Annotated in this window: 19 protein-coding genes; 1 reads left to right on the top strand and 18 read right to left on the bottom strand. The window is 58.7% G+C overall.

Going from position 1 to position 18,276, the window contains the following annotated elements; all coding sequences use genetic code 11:
• Positions 1-38: 38 nt before the first annotated feature.
• The 18 genes from E8E78_RS23085 to rpmH all read right to left on the bottom strand — a co-directional run bounded on the left by E8E78_RS23085 (position 39) and on the right by rpmH (position 16,098).
• Positions 39-458 carry a F0F1 ATP synthase subunit epsilon gene (locus tag E8E78_RS23085; protein WP_016489909.1) on the bottom strand — a complete coding sequence of 140 codons (420 nt, stop codon included), beginning with the start codon at positions 456-458 and terminating at the stop codon, positions 39-41.
• Between the two features lie 43 nt (positions 459-501).
• On the bottom strand, positions 502-1,878 hold the full coding sequence (gene atpD / locus E8E78_RS23080; RefSeq protein WP_016502294.1) for a F0F1 ATP synthase subunit beta: 1,377 nt from the start codon (positions 1,876-1,878) through the stop codon (positions 502-504).
• Positions 1,879-1,905: 27 nt separating this feature from the next.
• Positions 1,906-2,766, bottom strand: a complete 861-nt coding sequence (atpG, locus tag E8E78_RS23075; protein WP_016502295.1) for a F0F1 ATP synthase subunit gamma — start codon at positions 2,764-2,766, stop codon at positions 1,906-1,908.
• Positions 2,767-2,814: 48 nt separating this feature from the next.
• A complete protein-coding gene (atpA, locus tag E8E78_RS23070) occupies positions 2,815-4,359 on the bottom strand; it encodes a F0F1 ATP synthase subunit alpha (protein WP_012274911.1) in 1,545 nt (514 codons plus the stop codon).
• A 21-nt stretch (positions 4,360-4,380) separates the two neighbouring features.
• A complete protein-coding gene (locus E8E78_RS23065) occupies positions 4,381-4,917 on the bottom strand; it encodes a F0F1 ATP synthase subunit delta (RefSeq protein ID WP_003253191.1) in 537 nt (178 codons plus the stop codon).
• A gap of 12 nt (positions 4,918-4,929) precedes the next feature.
• Positions 4,930-5,400, bottom strand: a complete 471-nt coding sequence (locus tag E8E78_RS23060; protein ID WP_003253189.1) for a F0F1 ATP synthase subunit B — start codon at positions 5,398-5,400, stop codon at positions 4,930-4,932.
• Between the two features lie 56 nt (positions 5,401-5,456).
• A complete protein-coding gene (atpE, locus tag E8E78_RS23055) occupies positions 5,457-5,714 on the bottom strand; it encodes a F0F1 ATP synthase subunit C (protein ID WP_003097235.1) in 258 nt (85 codons plus the stop codon).
• A gap of 142 nt (positions 5,715-5,856) precedes the next feature.
• Entirely contained in the window at positions 5,857-6,726 is an 870-nt protein-coding gene (gene atpB / locus E8E78_RS23050) for a F0F1 ATP synthase subunit A (RefSeq protein WP_016489912.1), read from the bottom strand.
• A gap of 16 nt (positions 6,727-6,742) precedes the next feature.
• Positions 6,743-7,150, bottom strand: coding sequence for a F0F1 ATP synthase subunit I (locus tag E8E78_RS23045; protein WP_008092225.1), 408 nt, complete (start codon positions 7,148-7,150; stop codon positions 6,743-6,745).
• Positions 7,151-7,298: 148 nt separating this feature from the next.
• Entirely contained in the window at positions 7,299-8,171 is an 873-nt protein-coding gene (locus E8E78_RS23040) for a ParB/RepB/Spo0J family partition protein (protein ID WP_016502296.1), read from the bottom strand.
• Positions 8,172-8,180: 9 nt separating this feature from the next.
• Positions 8,181-8,972: a ParA family protein gene (locus E8E78_RS23035; RefSeq protein WP_016502297.1), complete on the bottom strand. Its 792-nt coding sequence runs from the start codon at positions 8,970-8,972 to the stop codon at positions 8,181-8,183.
• Positions 8,973-8,990: 18 nt separating this feature from the next.
• Positions 8,991-9,641 carry a 16S rRNA (guanine(527)-N(7))-methyltransferase RsmG gene (gene rsmG, locus E8E78_RS23030; RefSeq protein ID WP_016502298.1) on the bottom strand — a complete coding sequence of 217 codons (651 nt, stop codon included), beginning with the start codon at positions 9,639-9,641 and terminating at the stop codon, positions 8,991-8,993.
• Positions 9,638-11,530, bottom strand: a complete 1,893-nt coding sequence (gene mnmG, locus E8E78_RS23025; RefSeq protein ID WP_084966817.1) for a tRNA uridine-5-carboxymethylaminomethyl(34) synthesis enzyme MnmG — start codon at positions 11,528-11,530, stop codon at positions 9,638-9,640. Before mnmG ends, rsmG begins: the two co-directional genes overlap by 4 nt.
• 633 nt (positions 11,531-12,163) lie before the next feature.
• Entirely contained in the window at positions 12,164-13,534 is a 1,371-nt protein-coding gene (mnmE, locus tag E8E78_RS23020) for a tRNA uridine-5-carboxymethylaminomethyl(34) synthesis GTPase MnmE (protein ID WP_114941846.1), read from the bottom strand.
• An 88-nt stretch (positions 13,535-13,622) separates the two neighbouring features.
• Positions 13,623-15,305 (bottom strand): membrane protein insertase YidC, encoded by a 1,683-nt coding sequence (gene yidC, locus E8E78_RS23015; protein ID WP_016502301.1) that lies wholly within the window; start codon positions 15,303-15,305, stop codon positions 13,623-13,625.
• Between the two features lie 2 nt (positions 15,306-15,307).
• Positions 15,308-15,553 (bottom strand): membrane protein insertion efficiency factor YidD, encoded by a 246-nt coding sequence (gene yidD / locus E8E78_RS23010; protein ID WP_080642832.1) that lies wholly within the window; start codon positions 15,551-15,553, stop codon positions 15,308-15,310.
• Positions 15,546-15,950, bottom strand: a complete 405-nt coding sequence (gene rnpA, locus E8E78_RS23005) for a ribonuclease P protein component (RefSeq protein WP_003253166.1) — start codon at positions 15,948-15,950, stop codon at positions 15,546-15,548. Before rnpA ends, yidD begins: the two co-directional genes overlap by 8 nt.
• A 13-nt stretch (positions 15,951-15,963) precedes the next feature.
• Entirely contained in the window at positions 15,964-16,098 is a 135-nt protein-coding gene (gene rpmH, locus E8E78_RS23000; RefSeq protein WP_003253163.1) for a 50S ribosomal protein L34, read from the bottom strand.
• A 596-nt stretch (positions 16,099-16,694) separates the two neighbouring features.
• On the opposite strand from rpmH, the gene dnaA reads away from it, so the two are divergent.
• Positions 16,695-18,239, top strand: coding sequence for a chromosomal replication initiator protein DnaA (dnaA, locus tag E8E78_RS22995; protein WP_016497343.1), 1,545 nt, complete (start codon positions 16,695-16,697; stop codon positions 18,237-18,239).
• Positions 18,240-18,276 lie beyond the last annotated feature (37 nt).

Here is an 18,276-nt window from a genome sequence, read left to right as displayed (position 1 = left end):
TTTACTCAATCGCAACAGAAGTTATCAGCCGAGGCCGATTACTTGCCTTTGCGCATTTGCTGGACGGTACGCAGCTGGGCTGCGGCCTCGGCCAGACGTGCGGCGGCGGCACCGTAGTCGAAGTCCGCGCCTTTCAGATTCAGGGCGTTCTCGGCAGCCTTGAGGGCTTCCTGAGCTTGCGCTTCATCCAGGTCTGCAGCACGTTGCACGGTATCGGCAAGCACCTTGACCATGTTCGGCTGAACCTCGAGGAAACCACCAGAGATGTAGAACACCTCTTGGGCGCCACCCTGCTTGGTCAGCGTAATCGGACCTGGCTTCAGATTGGTGATCAGCGGCGCGTGGCCTGGAGCGATACCAAGATCACCCAGGTTACCGTGCGCAACCACCATCTCGACCAGACCGGAGAAAATTTCTCCTTCCGCGCTGACGATATCGCAATGGACTGTCATAGCCATCTGCTTGCCTCAACCTGATAGCGCCCCTTGCGGGGCGCAGGAATTACAGTTTCTTGGCTTTCTCGATCGCTTCGTCGATGCTGCCGACCATGTAGAACGCTTGTTCTGGCAGGTGGTCGTAGTCACCTTTGAGGATGCCGCTGAAGCCAGCGATGGTGTCTTTCAGGGAAACGTACTTGCCTGGCGAACCGGTGAAGACTTCGGCCACGAAGAACGGCTGCGACAGGAAGCGCTGGATCTTACGAGCGCGGGCTACCAGTTGCTTGTCGGTCTCGGACAGTTCGTCCATACCCAGGATCGCAATGATGTCCTTCAGCTCTTTGTAGCGCTGCAGAACATACTGAACGCCACGAGCGGTGTCGTAGTGCTCGTTGCCGATCACGTTCGGGTCCAGCTGGCGCGAAGTCGAGTCCAGTGGATCGACCGCTGGGTAGATACCCAGGGAGGCGATGTCACGGGACAGAACGACGGTGGCGTCCAAGTGGGCGAAGGTGGTCGCTGGCGACGGGTCGGTCAAGTCGTCCGCAGGTACGTATACGGCCTGAACGGAGGTGATCGAACCTTCCTTGGTGGAGGTGATGCGCTCTTGCAGAACGCCCATCTCTTCAGCCAGGGTCGGCTGGTAACCTACTGCCGAAGGCATACGGCCCAGCAGTGCGGATACTTCGGTACCGGCCAGGGTGTAACGATAGATGTTGTCGACGAACAGCAGAACGTCGTTACCTTCGTCACGGAACTTCTCAGCCATGGTCAGGCCGGTCAGCGCTACGCGCAGACGGTTTCCTGGTGGCTCGTTCATCTGACCGTAGACCAGTGCTACTTTGTCGAGAACGTTGGAGTCCTTCATCTCGTGGTAGAAGTCGTTACCCTCACGAGTACGCTCACCCACACCAGCGAACACGGAGTAACCGCTGTGTTCCATGGCGATGTTACGGATCAGTTCCATCATGTTTACGGTCTTGCCGACACCGGCACCACCGAACAGACCAACTTTACCACCCTTGGCGAACGGGCAAACCAGGTCGATAACCTTGATGCCGGTTTCCAGCAGGTCGTTGCCGCCTGCCTGGTCAGCGAACGAAGGCGCTGGCTGGTGGATACCGCGACGCTCTTCTTCACCGATCGGGCCGGCTTCGTCGATCGGGTTGCCCAGTACGTCCATGATACGGCCCAGGGTGGCCTTACCAACAGGAACGGAAATGGCAGCGCCGGAGTCAACGACTTCCAGACCGCGCTTCAGGCCTTCGGTGGAGCCCATCGCAATGGTACGAACCACGCCGTCGCCCAGCTGCTGCTGAACTTCCAGGGTGGTTTCCGCGCCTTGTACTTTCAGCGCGTTGTATACACTCGGCACGACATCACGTGGGAATTCCACGTCGATGACGGCGCCGATGATTTGAACGATACGTCCGCTACTCATAGCTGGATCCTCTGAATTTTTGAACCGTTAAACCGCGGCAGCGCCGCCGACGATTTCCGAGATCTCCTGGGTGATCGCAGCCTGACGCGCCTTGTTGTAGATCAACTGAAGCTCTTTGATCAAATCACCGGCGTTGTCTGTGGCGTTCTTCATGGCGATCATCCGGGCCGCTTGTTCAGCAGCGTTGTTCTCGACCACCGCCTGGTATACCTGCGACTCCACGTAACGCACCATCAAGCCGTCCAGCAGCTCTTTTGCGTCGGGTTCGTACAGGTAATCCCAGTGATGCTTGAGATCCTGATCCGGGGTTGCCACCAACGGTACCAATTGCTCGACCGTTGGCTTCTGGGTCATGGTGTTGATGAACTTGTTCGAAACCACGGAGAGGCGATCGATACGGCCGTCCAGGTAGGCGTCCAGCATCACTTTGACGGAGCCGATCAGATCGTTGATCGATGGCTCTTCGCCCAAGTGGCTGATCGCTGCTACGACGTTGCCGCCAAAGATGCGGAAGAAAGTCGCACCCTTGCTGCCGATCACGCACAGGTCGATTTCAACGCCCTGTTCGCGGTTTGCGCTCATGTCCTTGACCAAGGCCTTGAACAGGTTGGTATTCAAGCCACCGCACAGACCACGGTCACTGCTCACCACGATATAACCGGCGCGCTTTACAGGGCGCTCGATCATGAACGGGTGGCGGTATTCCGGGTTGGCGTTGGCCAGATGACCGATCACCTGGCGGATACGCTCCGCGTAAGGACGGCTAGCAGCCATGCGCATTTGTGCCCTGCGCATCTTGCTGACCGCCACTTTCTCCATGGCGCTGGTAATTTTTTGCGTGCTTTTGATGCTCGCAATCTTACTGCGAATCTCTTTTGCGCCTGCCATGTATCACCTATCAGGTTAGCAAGCGGGGGCCAGGGCCCCCGCTGCGGCTTACCAGGTCTGGGTGGCCTTGAACTTCTCGATACCGGCTTTCAGGCCTGCGTCGATTTCGTCGTTGAAGTCACCCTTCACGTTGATCTTCGCCATCAGTTCAGCGTGATCACGGTTGAAGAAGGCGATCAGTGCTTGCTCGAAGCTGCCGATCTTGGAGACTTCTACGTCGGTCAGGAAGCCACGCTCAGCGGCGTACAGCGACAGTGCCATGTCCGCGATGGACATTGGCGCGTACTGTTTCTGCTTCATCAGCTCGGTAACGCGCTGACCATGCTCCAGCTGCTTGCGGGTCGCTTCGTCCAGATCGGACGCGAACTGGGCGAATGCAGCCAGTTCACGGTACTGAGCCAGCGCGGTACGAATACCACCGGACAGCTTCTTGATGATCTTGGTCTGAGCGGCACCACCTACGCGGGATACCGAAACACCGGCGTTCACTGCAGGGCGGATGCCCGAGTTGAACATGGCCGATTCCAGGAAGATCTGACCGTCGGTGATGGAAATCACGTTGGTCGGAACGAACGCGGAAACGTCGCCAGCCTGGGTTTCGATGATCGGCAGAGCGGTCAGGGAACCGGTTTTGCCAGTGACAGCACCGTTGGTGAACTTCTCGACGTACTCTTCCGAAACGCGCGATGCACGCTCCAGCAGACGGGAGTGGAGATAGAACACGTCGCCTGGGTACGCTTCACGTCCTGGTGGACGGCGCAGCAGCAGGGAGATCTGACGGTAGGCAACGGCCTGCTTGGACAGGTCATCGTAAACGATCAGAGCGTCTTCACCGCGGTCACGGAAGAACTCGCCCATGGTGCAACCGGCGTATGGCGCCAGGAATTGCAGTGCGGCGGATTCCGAAGCACTGGCAACAACCACGATGGTGTTGGCCAAGGCGCCGTTTTCTTCCAGCTTGCGAACGATGTTGGCGACGGTGGAACGCTTCTGGCCGACAGCTACATAAACACAGAAAATACCGGAGTCTTTCTGGTTGATGATGGCGTCGATGGCCATGGCGGTCTTGCCGATCTGACGGTCGCCAATGATCAGCTCACGCTGGCCACGGCCGACAGGGATCATGGCGTCGACGGATTTGTAGCCAGTCTGTACAGGCTGGTCTACCGACTTACGCCAGATCACGCCTGGAGCAACTTTTTCGACCGCGTCGGTCTGGGTGTTGCCCAGAGGACCTTTGCCGTCGATCGGGTTGCCCAGTGCGTCGACGACGCGACCCAGCAGTTCCTTACCAACTGGAACTTCCAGGATGCGGCCGGTGCACTTGGCGCTCATGCCTTCGGCGAGGGTGTCGTAGGCACCCAGGATCACAGCACCTACGGAGTCTTGCTCCAGGTTCAGTGCCATGCCGTAGACGCCACCCGGGAACTCGATCATTTCGCCGTACATGACGTCGGCCAGACCGTGGATCCGCACGATACCGTCGGAAACCGAAACGACGGTACCTTCGTTACGGGCTTGGGAGCTCACATCGAGGTTGTCGATGCGGCCCTTGATGATTTCACTAATTTCGGAAGGATTGAGTTGCTGCATTGCTCTGCTGCCCCTTCAAACTCAAGATTTCAATGCTTCGGCCAGTTTCGCGATTTTGCCGCGAACAGAGCCATCGATTACCAGGTCACCAGCGCGGATGACGACGCCGCCAATCAGGCTGGCATCCTCCGACGCGTGCAGGCGCACTTCCTGGCCTAACCGTGCACTGAGAACCTTGGCGAGTTTGTCTTGCTGTTCTTGGTTCAACGCGAAGGCACTGGTGACTTCCACGTCCACGGATTTCTCTTGCTCGGCCTTGTACAGGTCGAACAGAGCGGCAATCTCCGGCAGAAGCAGGAGACGGTCGTTTTCCGCGGCAACATGAATGAAATTCTGTGCCTGTGCATTGAACTTGTCACCGCACACGTCAATGAACGTGGCGGCCTTTTCTGCGCTCGTCAGTCGCGGGGCCTTGAGCAGGCGCTGCATGGTGTCGTCTTGCGACACCGCAGCAGCCAGGCCGAGCATGGCTGACCAATTGGCCAGTTGCTGATGGGCCTGGGCATGCTCAAAGGCAGCCTTAGCGTAAGGTCGGGCCAACGTGGTCAGTTCTGCCATGATCGCCCTCGCTTAAATTTCAGCGGCCAGTTTGTTAACCAGCTCCGCATGCGCGTTTTGATCGATTGTGGCGCCAAGGATCTTTTCAGCACCGCCAACGGCCAGAGCACCCACTTGGGCACGCAGGGCGTCTTTAGCGCTGTTCAGTTCCTGTTCGATCTCGGCCAGAGCCTGAGCCTTCACACGGTCAGCTTCGACGCGGGCCTGTTCACGGGCTTCCTCGACAAGCTGAGCAGCGCGTTTCTTGCTTTGCTCAATGATTTCGGCTGCCTGTGCTTTAGCTTCACGCAGTTGCTGACCCGCTTTCTCTTGGGCCAGCTCCAGGTCGCGAGCTGCGCGGTTGGCAGCGTCCAAACCGTCGGCAATCTTCTTTTGGCGCTCTTGCAGAGCAGTGATGACCGGAGGCCATACATACTTCATGCAGAAGAGTACAAAAATCAGGAAAGCAACGGATTGGCCAATCAGGGTTGCATTAATGTTCACGCCAACACCTCGCTCGGTCTTAATTCATACAGCCATCAACTCGTGGTGACGAGTGATTAGCCGGCGATCTGACCAACGAACGGATTCGCGAAGGTGAAGAACAGAGCGATACCAACACCGATCATGGTTACGGCGTCGAGCAGACCGGCAACGATGAACATTTTGACCTGCAGCATCGGAACCATTTCTGGCTGACGAGCAGCGCCTTCCAGGAATTTGCCGCCCAGCAGGCCGAAACCAATGGCGGTACCCAGAGCACCCAGGCCGATCAGCAGAGCAACAGCGATAGCGGTCAGACCAACTACAGTTTCCATCTTTCCTCCCGACTTTTACGTCGTATTGGTTAGGTTTTTAGTTTGAAGCGGTAAAACAAATCGTGAGTACAGCTGCCCTTGCGGACTTTTTAAGCCCTCCCCCCGAACAGGCGGGGAAGGCTATCAGACACGCCAGGCGGTCTTAATGGTTATCTTCGTGCGCCATCGACAGGTAGACGATGGTCAGCATCATGAAGATGAAAGCTTGCAGGGTGATGATCAGGATGTGGAACACAGCCCACGCCCATTGCAGCACCACACCCAGGCCGCTGAGCCACAGCAGGCCGGAGCCGAACATGACCGCGATCAGGATGAACACCAGTTCGCCGGCATACATGTTGCCGAACAGACGCAGTGCCAGCGAGATCGGTTTGGCGATCAGGGTGACGAATTCGAGCAGGAAGTTGACCGGAATCAGCAGGATCTGCACGAAGATGTTCTTGCTGCCGAACGGGTGCAGGGTCAGTTCACCGATGAAGCCGCCCAGGCCCTTGACCTTGATGCTGTAGAAGATAATCAGGGCGAACACGCTGAAGGCCATGGCCAGGGTCGCGTTCGGGTCGGTGGTCGACACGGCGCGGAACGGAATGTGCGGATCACCGGAAATCAGGATGGCCAGCTGAGGAATCCAGTCGACCGGTACCAGGTCGACGGCGTTCATCAGGAATACCCAGACGAAGATGGTCAGTGCCAGCGGTGCGATTACCGGGCTACGGCCGTGGAAGGAGTCCTTCACGCTGCCGTTGACGAAATCGACCATCACTTCCACGAAGTTCTGCAGACCGCCAGGCTGGCCGGAAGTCGCCTTCTTTGCCGCCATGCGGAAAATGAACAGGAAGATCAGACCCAGCGCGACGGACCAACCCAGGGTGTCCAGGTGGAACGCCCAGAAGCCCATTGCCTTGGCTTCTGCAGCAGAATGGGCAAAGCCCCAGCTGCCGTCTGGTAGTTGACCGTAGGTCAGGTTCTGCAAGTGGTGCTGGATATAGCCCGAAGCGGTTTCTGCTGCCATGGTTGCCTCAAACGCCCTAAGGTCTCGAAAGTCTTTTATTCATCAGCAGGGGCGCGAACCAGCTGACCAAAAGGGTCAACACGAAGACGCCGAATACTGCTAACGGCGCCAGTGGCTTCACTCCTGCGAAGGTCAGTGCAAAAAGCACTGCCGTCAAAATCATCTTGCCTGCCTCGCCAGCGTAGAACGACTTGACGATGGCTTGTGCTGCCCGAGCTCCGCTGAAGCGAAAAGCCTTCCAGGCGAAATACACATTGGGCAGCCACGCAATCAAACCTCCGCAAAGGCCTGAATATCCACTGACCGCCCCTTTCCACTGCCACAACACCAGGGTTGCCAGCAGCAGTACGACGAATTGAGCCAGCAGTACCGGAAAAACCGCCCAGCGATGGAAAGGCAGGCGGTTTGGCGTGCGGATTTCCATCACAACTGCTCCTCGGAAGTCGACCAACAAGTCAGCTATGACTTGGCATAATTTGTGCCGACAAAATGCGCGCAGAGTATAGGGGTGGATTAACCCCTATTCAACTCTTCGTAGTGATTTCCGACTGCGCGCTACAACAGGAATTGTTTCAGCGGATGTGAGCAAGCACGCCTTGCAACTCGTCAAGCGAGTTGTAACGAATAACCAACTGGCCCTTGCCCTTGTTGCCATGACGGATCTGGACGGCCGACCCCAGGCGCTCTGCGAGCCGCTGTTCAAGGCGTGCGATATCCGGATCAGGTTTGCTTGGTTCGACCGGATCAGGCTTGTCACTGAGCCACTGACGAACCAGTGCCTCGGTTTGGCGCACAGTGAGACCACGTGCGACAACATGACGCGCCCCCTCCTCCTGTCGATTTTCGTCCAGGCCGAGCAATGCGCGTGCATGGCCCATCTCCAGGTCACCGTGGGCGAGCATGGTCTTGATCGCCTCCGGCAAGGTGATCAGGCGCAGCAGGTTGGCCACGGTGACCCGCGACTTGCCCACGGCGTCGGCCACCTGTTGCTGGGTGAGCTCGAATTCCTGCTGCAGACGCTGCAGGGCCATGGCCTCTTCCAGCGGGTTGAGGTCTTCGCGCTGGATGTTCTCGATCAGCGCCATGGCAATGGCGGCTTCATCGGGCACTTCGCGGACCATGGCCGGGATCGTGTCCAGGCCGGCCTGCTGGGTCGCGCGCCAGCGGCGCTCACCGGCGATTATCTCGAAGCGGTTGTCGCCAATCGGGCGGACCACGATCGGTTGCATGACGCCATGGCTGCGAATCGAATGCGCGAGCTCTTCCAGCGCCTCCGGGTCCATGTCCCGACGCGGCTGGTACTTGCCACGCTGGATCAGCTCGACCGGCAGGTGTTGCAGTTCTTTCTGGTCGATCTTCACAGCCTGCTCTTCGAGCGCGCTGACGGAAGGACCACTGAGCAGTGCATCCAACCCACGTCCGAGACCCCGTTTCTTGACGGCCATACGGATTCCTTAAGTTGTTTGTGCAGTGCGTGATGGACGGCGCTGGCGGCGAACCAGTTCCCCGGCCAGGGCCAGATAAGCCAGCGCGCCGCGCGATTGCTTGTCGTAGGCCAGGGCCGGCATGCCGAAGCTGGGGGCCTCGGCCAAGCGAATATTGCGCGGAATGACCGTGTCGTACAGCTGCGGGCCAAAGTGTTCCTTCAGCTGCGCCGAAACATCGTTGTTCAGGCTCAGGCGAGGATCGTACATGGTCCGCAGCAAGCCCTCGATCTTCAGCTCCGGATTCAACCGGGCGGCGATGCGCTTGATGTTATCCACAAGGTCGCTGAGGCCTTCCAGTGCGTAGTACTCGCACTGCATGGGGATGATCACGCCATCGGAAGCGACCAGGGCGTTGAGCGTGAGCATCGACAGCGACGGCGGACAGTCGATGAGGATGTAGTCGTAGTTCTCACGGATAGGCGCCAGTGCGTTGCGCAGACGGCTCTCCTTGACCTGCATTTCCAGCAGCACCACCTCGGCGGCGGTCAGGTCGCGGTTGGCCGGCAGCAACTGGAACCCACCGTGCTCGGAGTAATGCATGGCCTGGGCCAGGTCGCATTCCCCGATCAGCAGGTCGTAGACCGAGTGCTCGAGCTCGTGCTTGTCCACACCGCTGCCCATGGTGGCGTTGCCCTGCGGATCGAGGTCGATCAGCAGCACACGACGCTTGGTCGCGGCCAGCGAGGCGGCGAGATTGATACAGGTGGTGGTCTTGCCTACACCACCTTTCTGGTTCGCGATTGCGAATACCTTAGCCATTGATGCGCGTGTTCCCAGTCATGCCTTGCGGCGCAGTATCAGCAGATGGCGCTGGCCCTGGCAACCTGGAACGGTCAGGGCCTGTTCGCTTTCCACTGTGAAGTCTGCGGGCAATGCTACCAGTTCATCGGCAGGATGCAGCCCCTTCATTGCAAGCCATTGCGTCCCGGTGTCGCCCAGATGGCGGGTCCAGTTGGTGAAGTTCTCCATGCTGCTGAAAGCGCGGGAGATGATTCCGTCGAACGGCTGCGCCGGCTGGAAGGCTTCGACCCGGCTGTGGATAACCGTGAGGTTGTCCAGTTTGAGCTCCATTTTCACCTGGGTCAGGAAGCGGGTCTTCTTGCCGTTGGAGTCCAGCACCGTCACGCGCTTGTGCGGATGCAGGATAGCCAACGGAATACCCGGCATGCCACCGCCGCTGCCGACATCCAGCCAGTTGTCACGCTCGCTGTGGATAAACGCCATGACGCTCAGGCTGTCGAGCAGATGGCGCGACACCATCTCGTCCGGGTCGCGCACGGCCGTGAGGTTGTAGGCTTTGTTCCATTTGATCAACAGGGCCAGGTAGCCAAGCAGTTTCTCGTGCTGCTCGGCGCTCAGCTCGACACCGAGCTGGCGCGCGCCTGTGGACAACTCTTCAGCGTGTTGCGGGGTGACCAGGGAACTCAAGCGCTTTGCTCCAATTCGCGGCCAGCGCCGCGTTTTTTCAAGTAAATCAGCAACAGGGAAATCGCCGCCGGGGTCACGCCTGGGATGCGCGAAGCCTGGCCCAGGGTTTCCGGGCGGGTCTGGCCAAGCTTGCCCTGAATCTCCTTGGAAAGGCCGGAAATCGTCGTGTAGTCGATATCCACAGGCAGGCGGGTGTCTTCGCTGGCGCGCAGGCGAGCGATTTCATCCTGCTGGCGGTCGATGTAGCCCGCGTACTTGGTGCGGATCTCGACCTGTTCGGCGACCTGTGGATCGATTGCGTCACCGCCGGTCGCCTCGATCAGCCCGGCGTAGTCGATTTCCGGGCGCGCCAACAGGTTCAGCAGGCTGTACTCGTGGCTGAGCGGCGTGCCGAACTTATCCACAATGGCTTGGCCTTGTTCGGTGTTCGGCCGAACCCAGGTCGACTTCAGGCGCTGTTCCTCACGCTCGATGCCGTCACGCTTGGCGCAGAAGGCGGCCCAGCGCTGATCGTCGATAAGGCCCAGTTCACGGCCTTTCTCGGTCAGGCGCAGGTCGGCGTTGTCTTCGCGCAGGATCAGGCGGTACTCGGCACGTGAGGTGAACATGCGGTACGGCTCCTGAGTACCCAGGGTGATCAGGTCGTCGACCAGTACGCCGATGTAGGCTTCGTCGCGGCGCGGGCACCAGCTTTCGCGGCCCTGTGCGCGCAATGCGGCGTTGGTCCCGGCCAGCAGGCCCTGGGCACCGGCTTCTTCGTAACCGGTGGTGCCGTTGATCTGCCCGGCGAAGAACAGGCCACCGATGACTTTGGTCTCGAGGCTGTACTTGAGGTCACGCGGGTCGAAGTAGTCGTACTCGATGGCGTAGCCCGGGCGGACGATGTGGGCGTTTTCCATGCCGCGGATCGAACGCACCAGCTCCAGCTGCACGTCGAACGGCAACGAAGTGGAAATACCGTTGGGGTACAGCTCATGGGTGTTCAGGCCTTCCGGCTCGATGAACACCTGGTGGCTTTCCTTGTCGGCGAACCGGTGGATCTTGTCTTCGATCGATGGGCAGTAGCGCGGACCGACGCCTTCGATCACACCCGAGTACATCGGCGAACGATCGAGGTTTGAGGCGATGATCTCGTGGGTACGCGCATTGGTATGGGTAATCCAGCAGCTCACCTGCCGTGGGTGCATTTCGGCATTGCCCATGAAGGACATGACCGGGATCGGCGTATCACCTGGCTGCTCGGTCATCATCGAGAAATCCACAGAGCGCCCATCGATGCGTGGCGGAGTCCCGGTTTTCAAGCGGCCGACGCGCAGCGGCAGTTCACGCATGCGGTGGGCCAGGGCGATCGAGGGTGGATCACCGGCACGGCCACCGGAATGGTTTTGCAGACCAATGTGGATAAGCCCGCCGAGGAAAGTACCAGTGGTCAGTACCACCGATTCGGCGAAGAAACGCAAACCCATCTGGGTAACTACGCCCTTGACCTGGTCCTGCTCGACGATCAGGTCGTCGCAGGACTGCTGGAATATCCACAGGTTCGGCTGGTTTTCCAGGATTTCACGCACCACCGCCTTGTAGATGGCGCGGTCGGCCTGCGCACGGGTGGCGCGTACCGCCGGGCCCTTGCGGTTGTTCAGAACGCGGAACTGGATGCCGCTCTTGTCGGTGGCCAGCGCCATGGCGCCGCCGAGGGCATCGATCTCTTTGACCAGATGGCTTTTGCCAATACCGCCGATGGCGGGGTTGCAGCTCATGTGACCGAGGGTTTCCACGTTATGGGTCAGCAGCAGGGTTTTCACACCCATGCGTGCAGACGCAAGCGCAGCCTCGGTACCGGCATGGCCGCCGCCGATGACGATCACTTCAAAACGGGAAGGGAAATCCACCACGCACCTCGTGCCTGTTTTTGCGAATAGAGAAGGTAAGCCGACAAGTATAGGGACTTCACCCCCTTTAAAGAAACCGTCTGCGCAAATTTTGACCAGTCTGTGGATGAGTGGCAGACAACAGAAATCAACAAGAAGAAATTTATAAAAGCTTTGTTTTTATGTTTATTCTTATGCACAACGATATCTGTGGATAAAACTCTGTAGGCCATGAATGGCGCTGTGTAGAGAGAAATTAAACCCTGTGTCTGGAGTGCCATGAGGGCTATGGATAACGTCATTTAGCCTGTGGATGAAATGCCTGTTTACCCACAGGCGGATTTCTCCTCAGGAAAAAAGCCTGCTTATCAACTGAGCTGAAGATGGGTTTTCCACAGGGCTCCTGAGCGCAGTTTTCAGGTTGTGGATGAAAAAATACTCAAGATCGCGACCGACGCGGACAAGGCGACAGCCGGATTTCCGCAAAAGCGTCGGCCCAGCCATAGAGATCTAGCGGTTGTACTGGCGTCTTCGCGGGCATGCCCGCGCCCACAGGTGCGCTGTTGACCTCGCTGTGGTTATCTCCTGCAACGAATTTGAGGCAAAAAAAAGCCGCTCCCTAAGGAGCGGCGCTTGGCCTTTCCTGGCTGTGGATTACTTGCCGATGCAGAAGCTGGAGAAAATGCGCCCCAGCAGGTCATCCGAGCTGAACGCCCCGGTAATTTCCCCCAGGGCGTGCTGTGCTTGGCGCAAGTCCTCTGCCAGCAGCTCTCCTGCGCCCGCCAAGGTCAACTGTGCACGGCCGTGCTCCAGGTGCTCGCTGGCCTGGCGCAAGGCATCCAGGTGCCGCCGGCGGGCACTGAAACCACTCTCCGCCGTCTGTTCGTAACCCATGCAGGCCTTCAGATGGTCACGCAGCAGTTGCAGCCCGGTGTCGTCGCCCTTGGCACTGAGGGTGATGGTCACATGGCCGTCATCGCACTGTTCCAGCGCCACCCGCTCGCCACTCAGGTCGGCCTTGTTGCGAATCAGCGTGACCTTGGCAGGGTCGGGCCGCTGATCGAGAAACTCGGGCCATAAAGCGAACGGGTCGCTGGCCTCGGGCGCTGTGGAGTCGACCACCAGCAACACACGATCGGCCTCGCCAATGGCCTTCAGGGCGCGTTCCACGCCGATCTTTTCCACATGGTCATCGGTATCACGCAAACCGGCGGTATCGACCACATGCAGCGGCATACCGTCGATGTGGATATGTTCGCGCAGGATGTCCCGGGTGGTGCCGGCGATATCGGTGACAATGGCGGCTTCCCGACCAGCCAGTTGATTGAGCAGGCTCGACTTGCCGGCGTTCGGCCGCCCGGCGATGACCACCGTCATGCCGTCACGCAGCAAGGCACCCTGCCCGGCCTCACGTTGCACGGTGGATAACTCGCCGCGCACTGCATCGAGCATCGACAGGACGTGGCCATCGGCGAGGAAGTCGATCTCCTCTTCGGGGAAGTCGATTGCCGCCTCGACGTAGATGCGCAGGGCAATCAGTGCCTCGGTCAGGCTGTGCACACGCTTGGAGAACTCCCCCTGCAGCGAGCGCAGGGCGTTACGTGCCGCCTGGCTGGAGCTGGCCTCGATCAGGTCGGCAATGGCTTCGGCCTGGGCCAGGTCGAGCTTGTCGTTGAGGAACGCGCGTTCGCTGAATTCACCCGGGCGGGCCAGGCGACAGCCAACTTGTACACAGCGCTGCAGCAGCATGTCCAGGACCACTGGGCCACCGTGGCCCTGGAGTTCGAGCACATCTTCGCCGGTGAACGAGTTCGGCCCAGGGAAGAACAACGCAATCCCCTCGTCAAGCACCAGCCCTTCATCGTCGCGGAACGGGCCGTAATGGGCATGGCGAGGGGTCAGCTTACGACCGGTGATCAACTGCCCGGCCTTGCTGGCCAAAGGGCCGGACAACCTGACAATACCCACACCACCGCGGCCTTGGGCGGTAGCGATGGCGGCGATGGTTTCACGCACAGTGTTCATGCTCGAAAGCCTCTACGACAAAAACGACAGATAGCAAAAACGCCCCACTAGGGGGCGTTTTTTATTCACAGGCTAGCGTACTAGCCCGTCAAGCAGCAGCTTTTTTGGTGGCTGCTTCGATACGGCGAGTGATGTACCACTGCTGCGAAATCGACAGGCAGTTGTTCACAACCCAGTACAGAACCAGACCAGCCGGGAACCACAGGAAGAAGAAGGTGAAGATGATCGGCATCATTTTCATCACCTTGGCCTGCATCGGATCCGGCGGCGTAGGGTTCAGGCGCTGCTGGATGAACATGGTGGCGCCCATGATGATCGGCAGGATGAAGAACGGATCCTTGATCGACAGGTCGGTAATCCACAGCATCCATGGGGCCTGGCGCATTTCTACGCTTTCCAGCAGTACCCAGTACAGGGCCAGGAATACCGGCATCTGCACCAGGATTGGCAGGCAGCCACCCAGCGGGTTGATCTTCTCTTTCTTGTACAGCTCCATCATCGCCTGGGACATCTTCTGGCGATCGTCACCGAAGCGTTCCTTCAGCGCGGCGAGCTTGGGCGCAACAGCACGCATACGTGCCATGGAGCGGTAGCTGGCAGCCGACAGCGGGAAGAACAGGCCTTTGATCAGCATGGTCAGCACGATGATCGACCAGCCCCAGTTACCCAGCAGGCTGTGGATATGTTGCAGCAGCCAGAAGATCGGCTGGGCGATGAACCACAGGAAGCCGTAGTCGACGGTCAGTTCCAGGCCTGGGGACAACTCTTTCAGCTTGGACTGGATCTTCGGGCCGGCGTACAGCATGGCGCTGGTTTCGACCTTGCCACCAGCAGGGACGCTGAGGGCTGGGCCGGTGTAGCCGATGATGTAGTTGCCCTGGCTGTCCTTGCGGGTCTGGACAACGTTGTTGTCCGACTTGGCCGGAATCCAGGCGGTCACGAAGTAGTGCTGCAGCCATGCAACCCAGCCGCCGGACACATTTTCTTTCAAACTACCTTTGTCGATGTCCTTCATCGAGACCTTTTTGTAAGGCTCGGAAGCTGTCCACAGGGCTGCGCCAAGGTAGGTGGCGGTGCCAGTGGCAGTGCTCGAGGACGGATCGCCGCTGGCGTCACGCTTGAGCTGGGCAAACATGTTGCCGCTCCAGGCCTGGTCGCTCTGGTTGTCGATCAGGTAGCTGACATTCAGGTCGTACTCACCGCGCTTGAAGCTGAAGCGCTTGATGTAGTTGACACCGTTGTCGCTGAACTTCAGGTCGACCACCAGTTGTTCCTGGCCGTCGGCCAGCTGGTAGCTCTTCTGCTCGGCGGCATACAGCGGGCGGCCGCTGGCGCGGGCATCCGGGCCGTTGGCACCGGTCAGACCGCTTTGTGCCAGGTAAACACGCTCACCACCGTTGTCGAACAACTGGAACGGAATGTTCGGGTGGTCTTGACGGCGTGGGTACTTCGGCAGGTTCAACTGGACGATGTCACCACCGACCGGATCGATAGCCAGTTCCAGAACGTCGGTCTTGACTCGGATCAGGTCCTTGCTGAGTGCGACCGGTGCCAGTTCGGCAGGGCTCGATTCGGCGTTGGCGCTCGGTACATCGGCGCTGGCGCCGTTGTTACCGGCCGGCACGCCATCGGGCAAGCCCGGCGCAACAGTGCTGGCAGCAGTATTCTGAGTCGGCAGGGCAGCCTGGCCGTAGTCATCGTTCCACTTCAGGACCATGACGTAGGACACGACTGCCAGCGCGGCGATCAGGATCGTGCGTTTAATATCCATGATTACTCGGCTATCGAAGAAGTTCGGGAGGAAGGAGCGGGTGGAACGGGGTCGAAACCGCCGTCATTCCACGGATGACAACGCCCCAGGCGACGAACGGCCAGCCACCCACCACGCCAGACGCCATGGTTTTCGATGGCTTCATAAGCGTAACAGGAGCAACTGGGGAAAAAACGACAGTGGTTGGCCATCAGAGGACTAATGGCGTAACGGTAAAACTGGATCGGAACGAGTGCCAGTTTACGCATCTTGACTGTCTACCCCTGCGGAATTGGCGGTGACTGCTGGAGTTGGCCGGCTGCGCGCCAGACGTTTCCAGAGTTTGCCAAAGTGTTGGTGCAATTCCGGGTTTTCTATCTCACCCAATCCCTTGCGCGCGACGATCACGATGTCCAACCCGGCAAGCAACTGCTGGTTCAGGCGAAAGGAATCGCGCATCAAGCGCTTGAGGCGGTTGCGTTGAACGGCGAGCTTGACGCTCTTCTTGCCGATCACCAGGCCGAGACGAGGGTGATCGAGACCGTTCTCGCGAGCAAGGATCAGCAGGTTTTTCCCTGGAACCTTGCCGGTTGGGGAGTCGAAGACCGCTTTGAAGTGTCGGGGTGTAAGCAGTCGCTTTTCCCGACTGAAGTCCTGACTCACCACCTGTGCCGAAAAATCAAATGGCCAGACGCTTACGGCCTTTGGCACGACGACGCGACAGAACGGCGCGGCCGTTTTTGGTAGCCATACGGGCACGGAAACCGTGGGTGCGGGCGCGCTTGATGGTGCTTGGTTGGAAAGTACGTTTCATGGCGTGTTACCTGGTTTGTCGACGACGGGCCGGGATGGCCCCCTTTTTAAGAGACCGGCGATTCTAGAGAAAGCAAGCCCATAGGTCAATTTCCAACCAGCCTTTCCCTATAGGGCGTGTGATGGACGGTGCTTGCTCGTCCATCCTCGAGGGGATGCTTGATCGGACACACGAATCGGGGACAACATGAAAAAAAAGAAGAGACATATAAAAAGCTTTTCTGAAGAACTTATAGATATTAGGTGGATAACCTTCTGTGGATAACCTTCTGTAGGCCACAAAATTCGCCATGTACAGAGTTTTGAAACTTTGTTCTCAACCGGTGCTGCGCTTGTTTTCATCGTGGTCGAAAGCTGTGGATTAAAATGGCACTTACCCACAGCAGAGTTATCAACAGACTACGACCCAGGGTTGTGCATAGCCCTCATGGTCGCTTATCCACAGGGCTTATGCACAGTGCGACGAAGACGTTTTGGTCGATAAATGGCTGTTTTGTCATGGTTCCTAACGTGTCCACATGTGGATAACTGAACGCTCGACCGGTACAATGGCGGATTGTTTTTGCCTCATCCGGCTTTCAAACTCAGGGGATATCCGTGTCAGTGGAACTTTGGCAGCAGTGCGTGGAGCTTCTGCGCGATGAACTGCCTGCCCAGCAATTCAACACCTGGATCCGTCCGCTACAGGTCGAAGCCGAAGGCGACGAGTTGCGCGTCTATGCGCCTAACCGTTTCGTTCTCGATTGGGTCAATGAAAAGTACCTGGGTCGCTTGCTCGAGCTGTTGGGTGAAAACGGCAGCGGAATTGCGCCTGCCCTTTCCTTATTAATAGGCAGCCGTCGCAGCTCGGCTCCACGGGCTGCGCCCAACGCGCCAGTCAGCGCTGCCGTGGCCGCCTCGCTGGCGCAGACCCGGGCGCAGACCCAAGCTCAAAGGCCTTTGCCGGTAGCGGCCGCAGCCGAGCCTGCGGCTGTAGCAGCGGTAGAGCCTGTGCTGGTCAATGAATTGGCCGAGCCGTCGTCGCGTGACAGCTTCGATGCCATGGCCGAGCCCGTCTCGCCGCCAGCCAGCAACAACCGGACCGAACAGCGCACTGTGCAGGTGGAAGGTGCGCTCAAGCACACCAGCTACCTGAACCGCACCTTCACTTTCGACACTTTCGTGGAAGGTAAGTCGAACCAGTTGGCGCGCGCGGCTGCCTGGCAGGTGGCCGATAACCCCAAGCATGGCTATAACCCGCTGTTCCTGTATGGCGGCGTGGGCCTGGGTAAAACCCACCTTATGCATGCTGTGGGTAACCATCTGCTGAAGAAGAACCCGAACGCCAAGGTCGTGTACCTGCACTCGGAGCGCTTCGTCGCAGACATGGTCAAGGCGCTGCAGCTCAACGCCATCAACGAATTCAAGCGCTTCTACCGTTCGGTGGATGCGTTGCTGATCGACGATATCCAGTTCTTTGCCCGCAAAGAGCGCTCGCAGGAAGAGTTTTTCCACACCTTCAACGCCCTGCTTGAGGGCGGCCAGCAGGTAATTCTCACCTCTGACCGTTACCCCAAGGAGATCGAAGGCCTGGAAGAGCGCCTGAAGTCGCGCTTTGGTTGGGGCCTGACGGTGGCTGTAGAGCCACCAGAGCTGGAAACCCGCGTAGCGATCCTGATGAAGAAGGCCGACCAGGCCAAGGTCGAGCTGCCACATGATGCGGCCTTCTTCATTGCCCAGCGCATTCGCTCCAACGTACGTGAGCTGGAAGGTGCACTGAAGCGGGTGATTGCCCACTCGCACTTCATGGGCCGCGACATCACCATCGAGCTGATCCGTGAGTCGCTGAAAGACTTGCTGGCGCTGCAAGATAAACTGGTGAGTGTGGATAACATTCAGCGAACCGTCGCCGAGTACTACAAGATCAAGATCTCTGATCTGTTGTCCAAGCGTCGTTCGCGTTCTGTCGCACGTCCACGTCAGGTGGCCATGGCCCTGTCCAAGGAGCTGACCAACCACAGTCTGCCGGAAATCGGTGACATGTTCGGTGGTCGCGACCACACGACCGTGCTGCACGCCTGCCGCAAGATCAACGAATTGAAGGAATCCGACGCGGACATCCGCGAGGACTACAAGAACCTGCTGCGGACGCTGACGACCTGATGGCCGTCTGCGCAGCTAATTGAAGGCAAGGGACTAG

The organism is Pseudomonas sp. BN505 (genome assembly GCF_029873175.1).
Lineage (GTDB): Bacteria > Pseudomonadota > Gammaproteobacteria > Pseudomonadales > Pseudomonadaceae > Aquipseudomonas > Aquipseudomonas putida.
Note: the sequence above shows the minus strand (reverse complement) of the source record. Positions and strands in the feature narration are given on the sequence as shown.

Coding starts and splice junctions, on each gene's coding strand:
- E8E78_RS23085 (WP_016489909.1), bottom strand. CDS start 458: ATGGCTATGACAGTCCATTGCGATATCGTCAGCGCGGAAGGAGAAATT.
- atpD (WP_016502294.1), bottom strand. CDS start 1,878: ATGAGTAGCGGACGTATCGTTCAAATCATCGGCGCCGTCATCGACGTG.
- atpG (WP_016502295.1), bottom strand. CDS start 2,766: ATGGCAGGCGCAAAAGAGATTCGCAGTAAGATTGCGAGCATCAAAAGC.
- atpA (WP_012274911.1), bottom strand. CDS start 4,359: ATGCAGCAACTCAATCCTTCCGAAATTAGTGAAATCATCAAGGGCCGC.
- E8E78_RS23065 (WP_003253191.1), bottom strand. CDS start 4,917: ATGGCAGAACTGACCACGTTGGCCCGACCTTACGCTAAGGCTGCCTTT.
- atpE (WP_003097235.1), bottom strand. CDS start 5,714: ATGGAAACTGTAGTTGGTCTGACCGCTATCGCTGTTGCTCTGCTGATC.
- atpB (WP_016489912.1), bottom strand. CDS start 6,726: ATGGCAGCAGAAACCGCTTCGGGCTATATCCAGCACCACTTGCAGAAC.
- E8E78_RS23045 (WP_008092225.1), bottom strand. CDS start 7,150: ATGGAAATCCGCACGCCAAACCGCCTGCCTTTCCATCGCTGGGCGGTT.
- E8E78_RS23040 (WP_016502296.1), bottom strand. CDS start 8,171: ATGGCCGTCAAGAAACGGGGTCTCGGACGTGGGTTGGATGCACTGCTC.
- E8E78_RS23035 (WP_016502297.1), bottom strand. CDS start 8,972: ATGGCTAAGGTATTCGCAATCGCGAACCAGAAAGGTGGTGTAGGCAAG.
- mnmE (WP_114941846.1), bottom strand. CDS start 13,534: ATGAACACTGTGCGTGAAACCATCGCCGCCATCGCTACCGCCCAAGGC.
- yidC (WP_016502301.1), bottom strand. CDS start 15,305: ATGGATATTAAACGCACGATCCTGATCGCCGCGCTGGCAGTCGTGTCC.
- yidD (WP_080642832.1), bottom strand. CDS start 15,553: ATGCGTAAACTGGCACTCGTTCCGATCCAGTTTTACCGTTACGCCATT.
- rpmH (WP_003253163.1), bottom strand. CDS start 16,098: ATGAAACGTACTTTCCAACCAAGCACCATCAAGCGCGCCCGCACCCAC.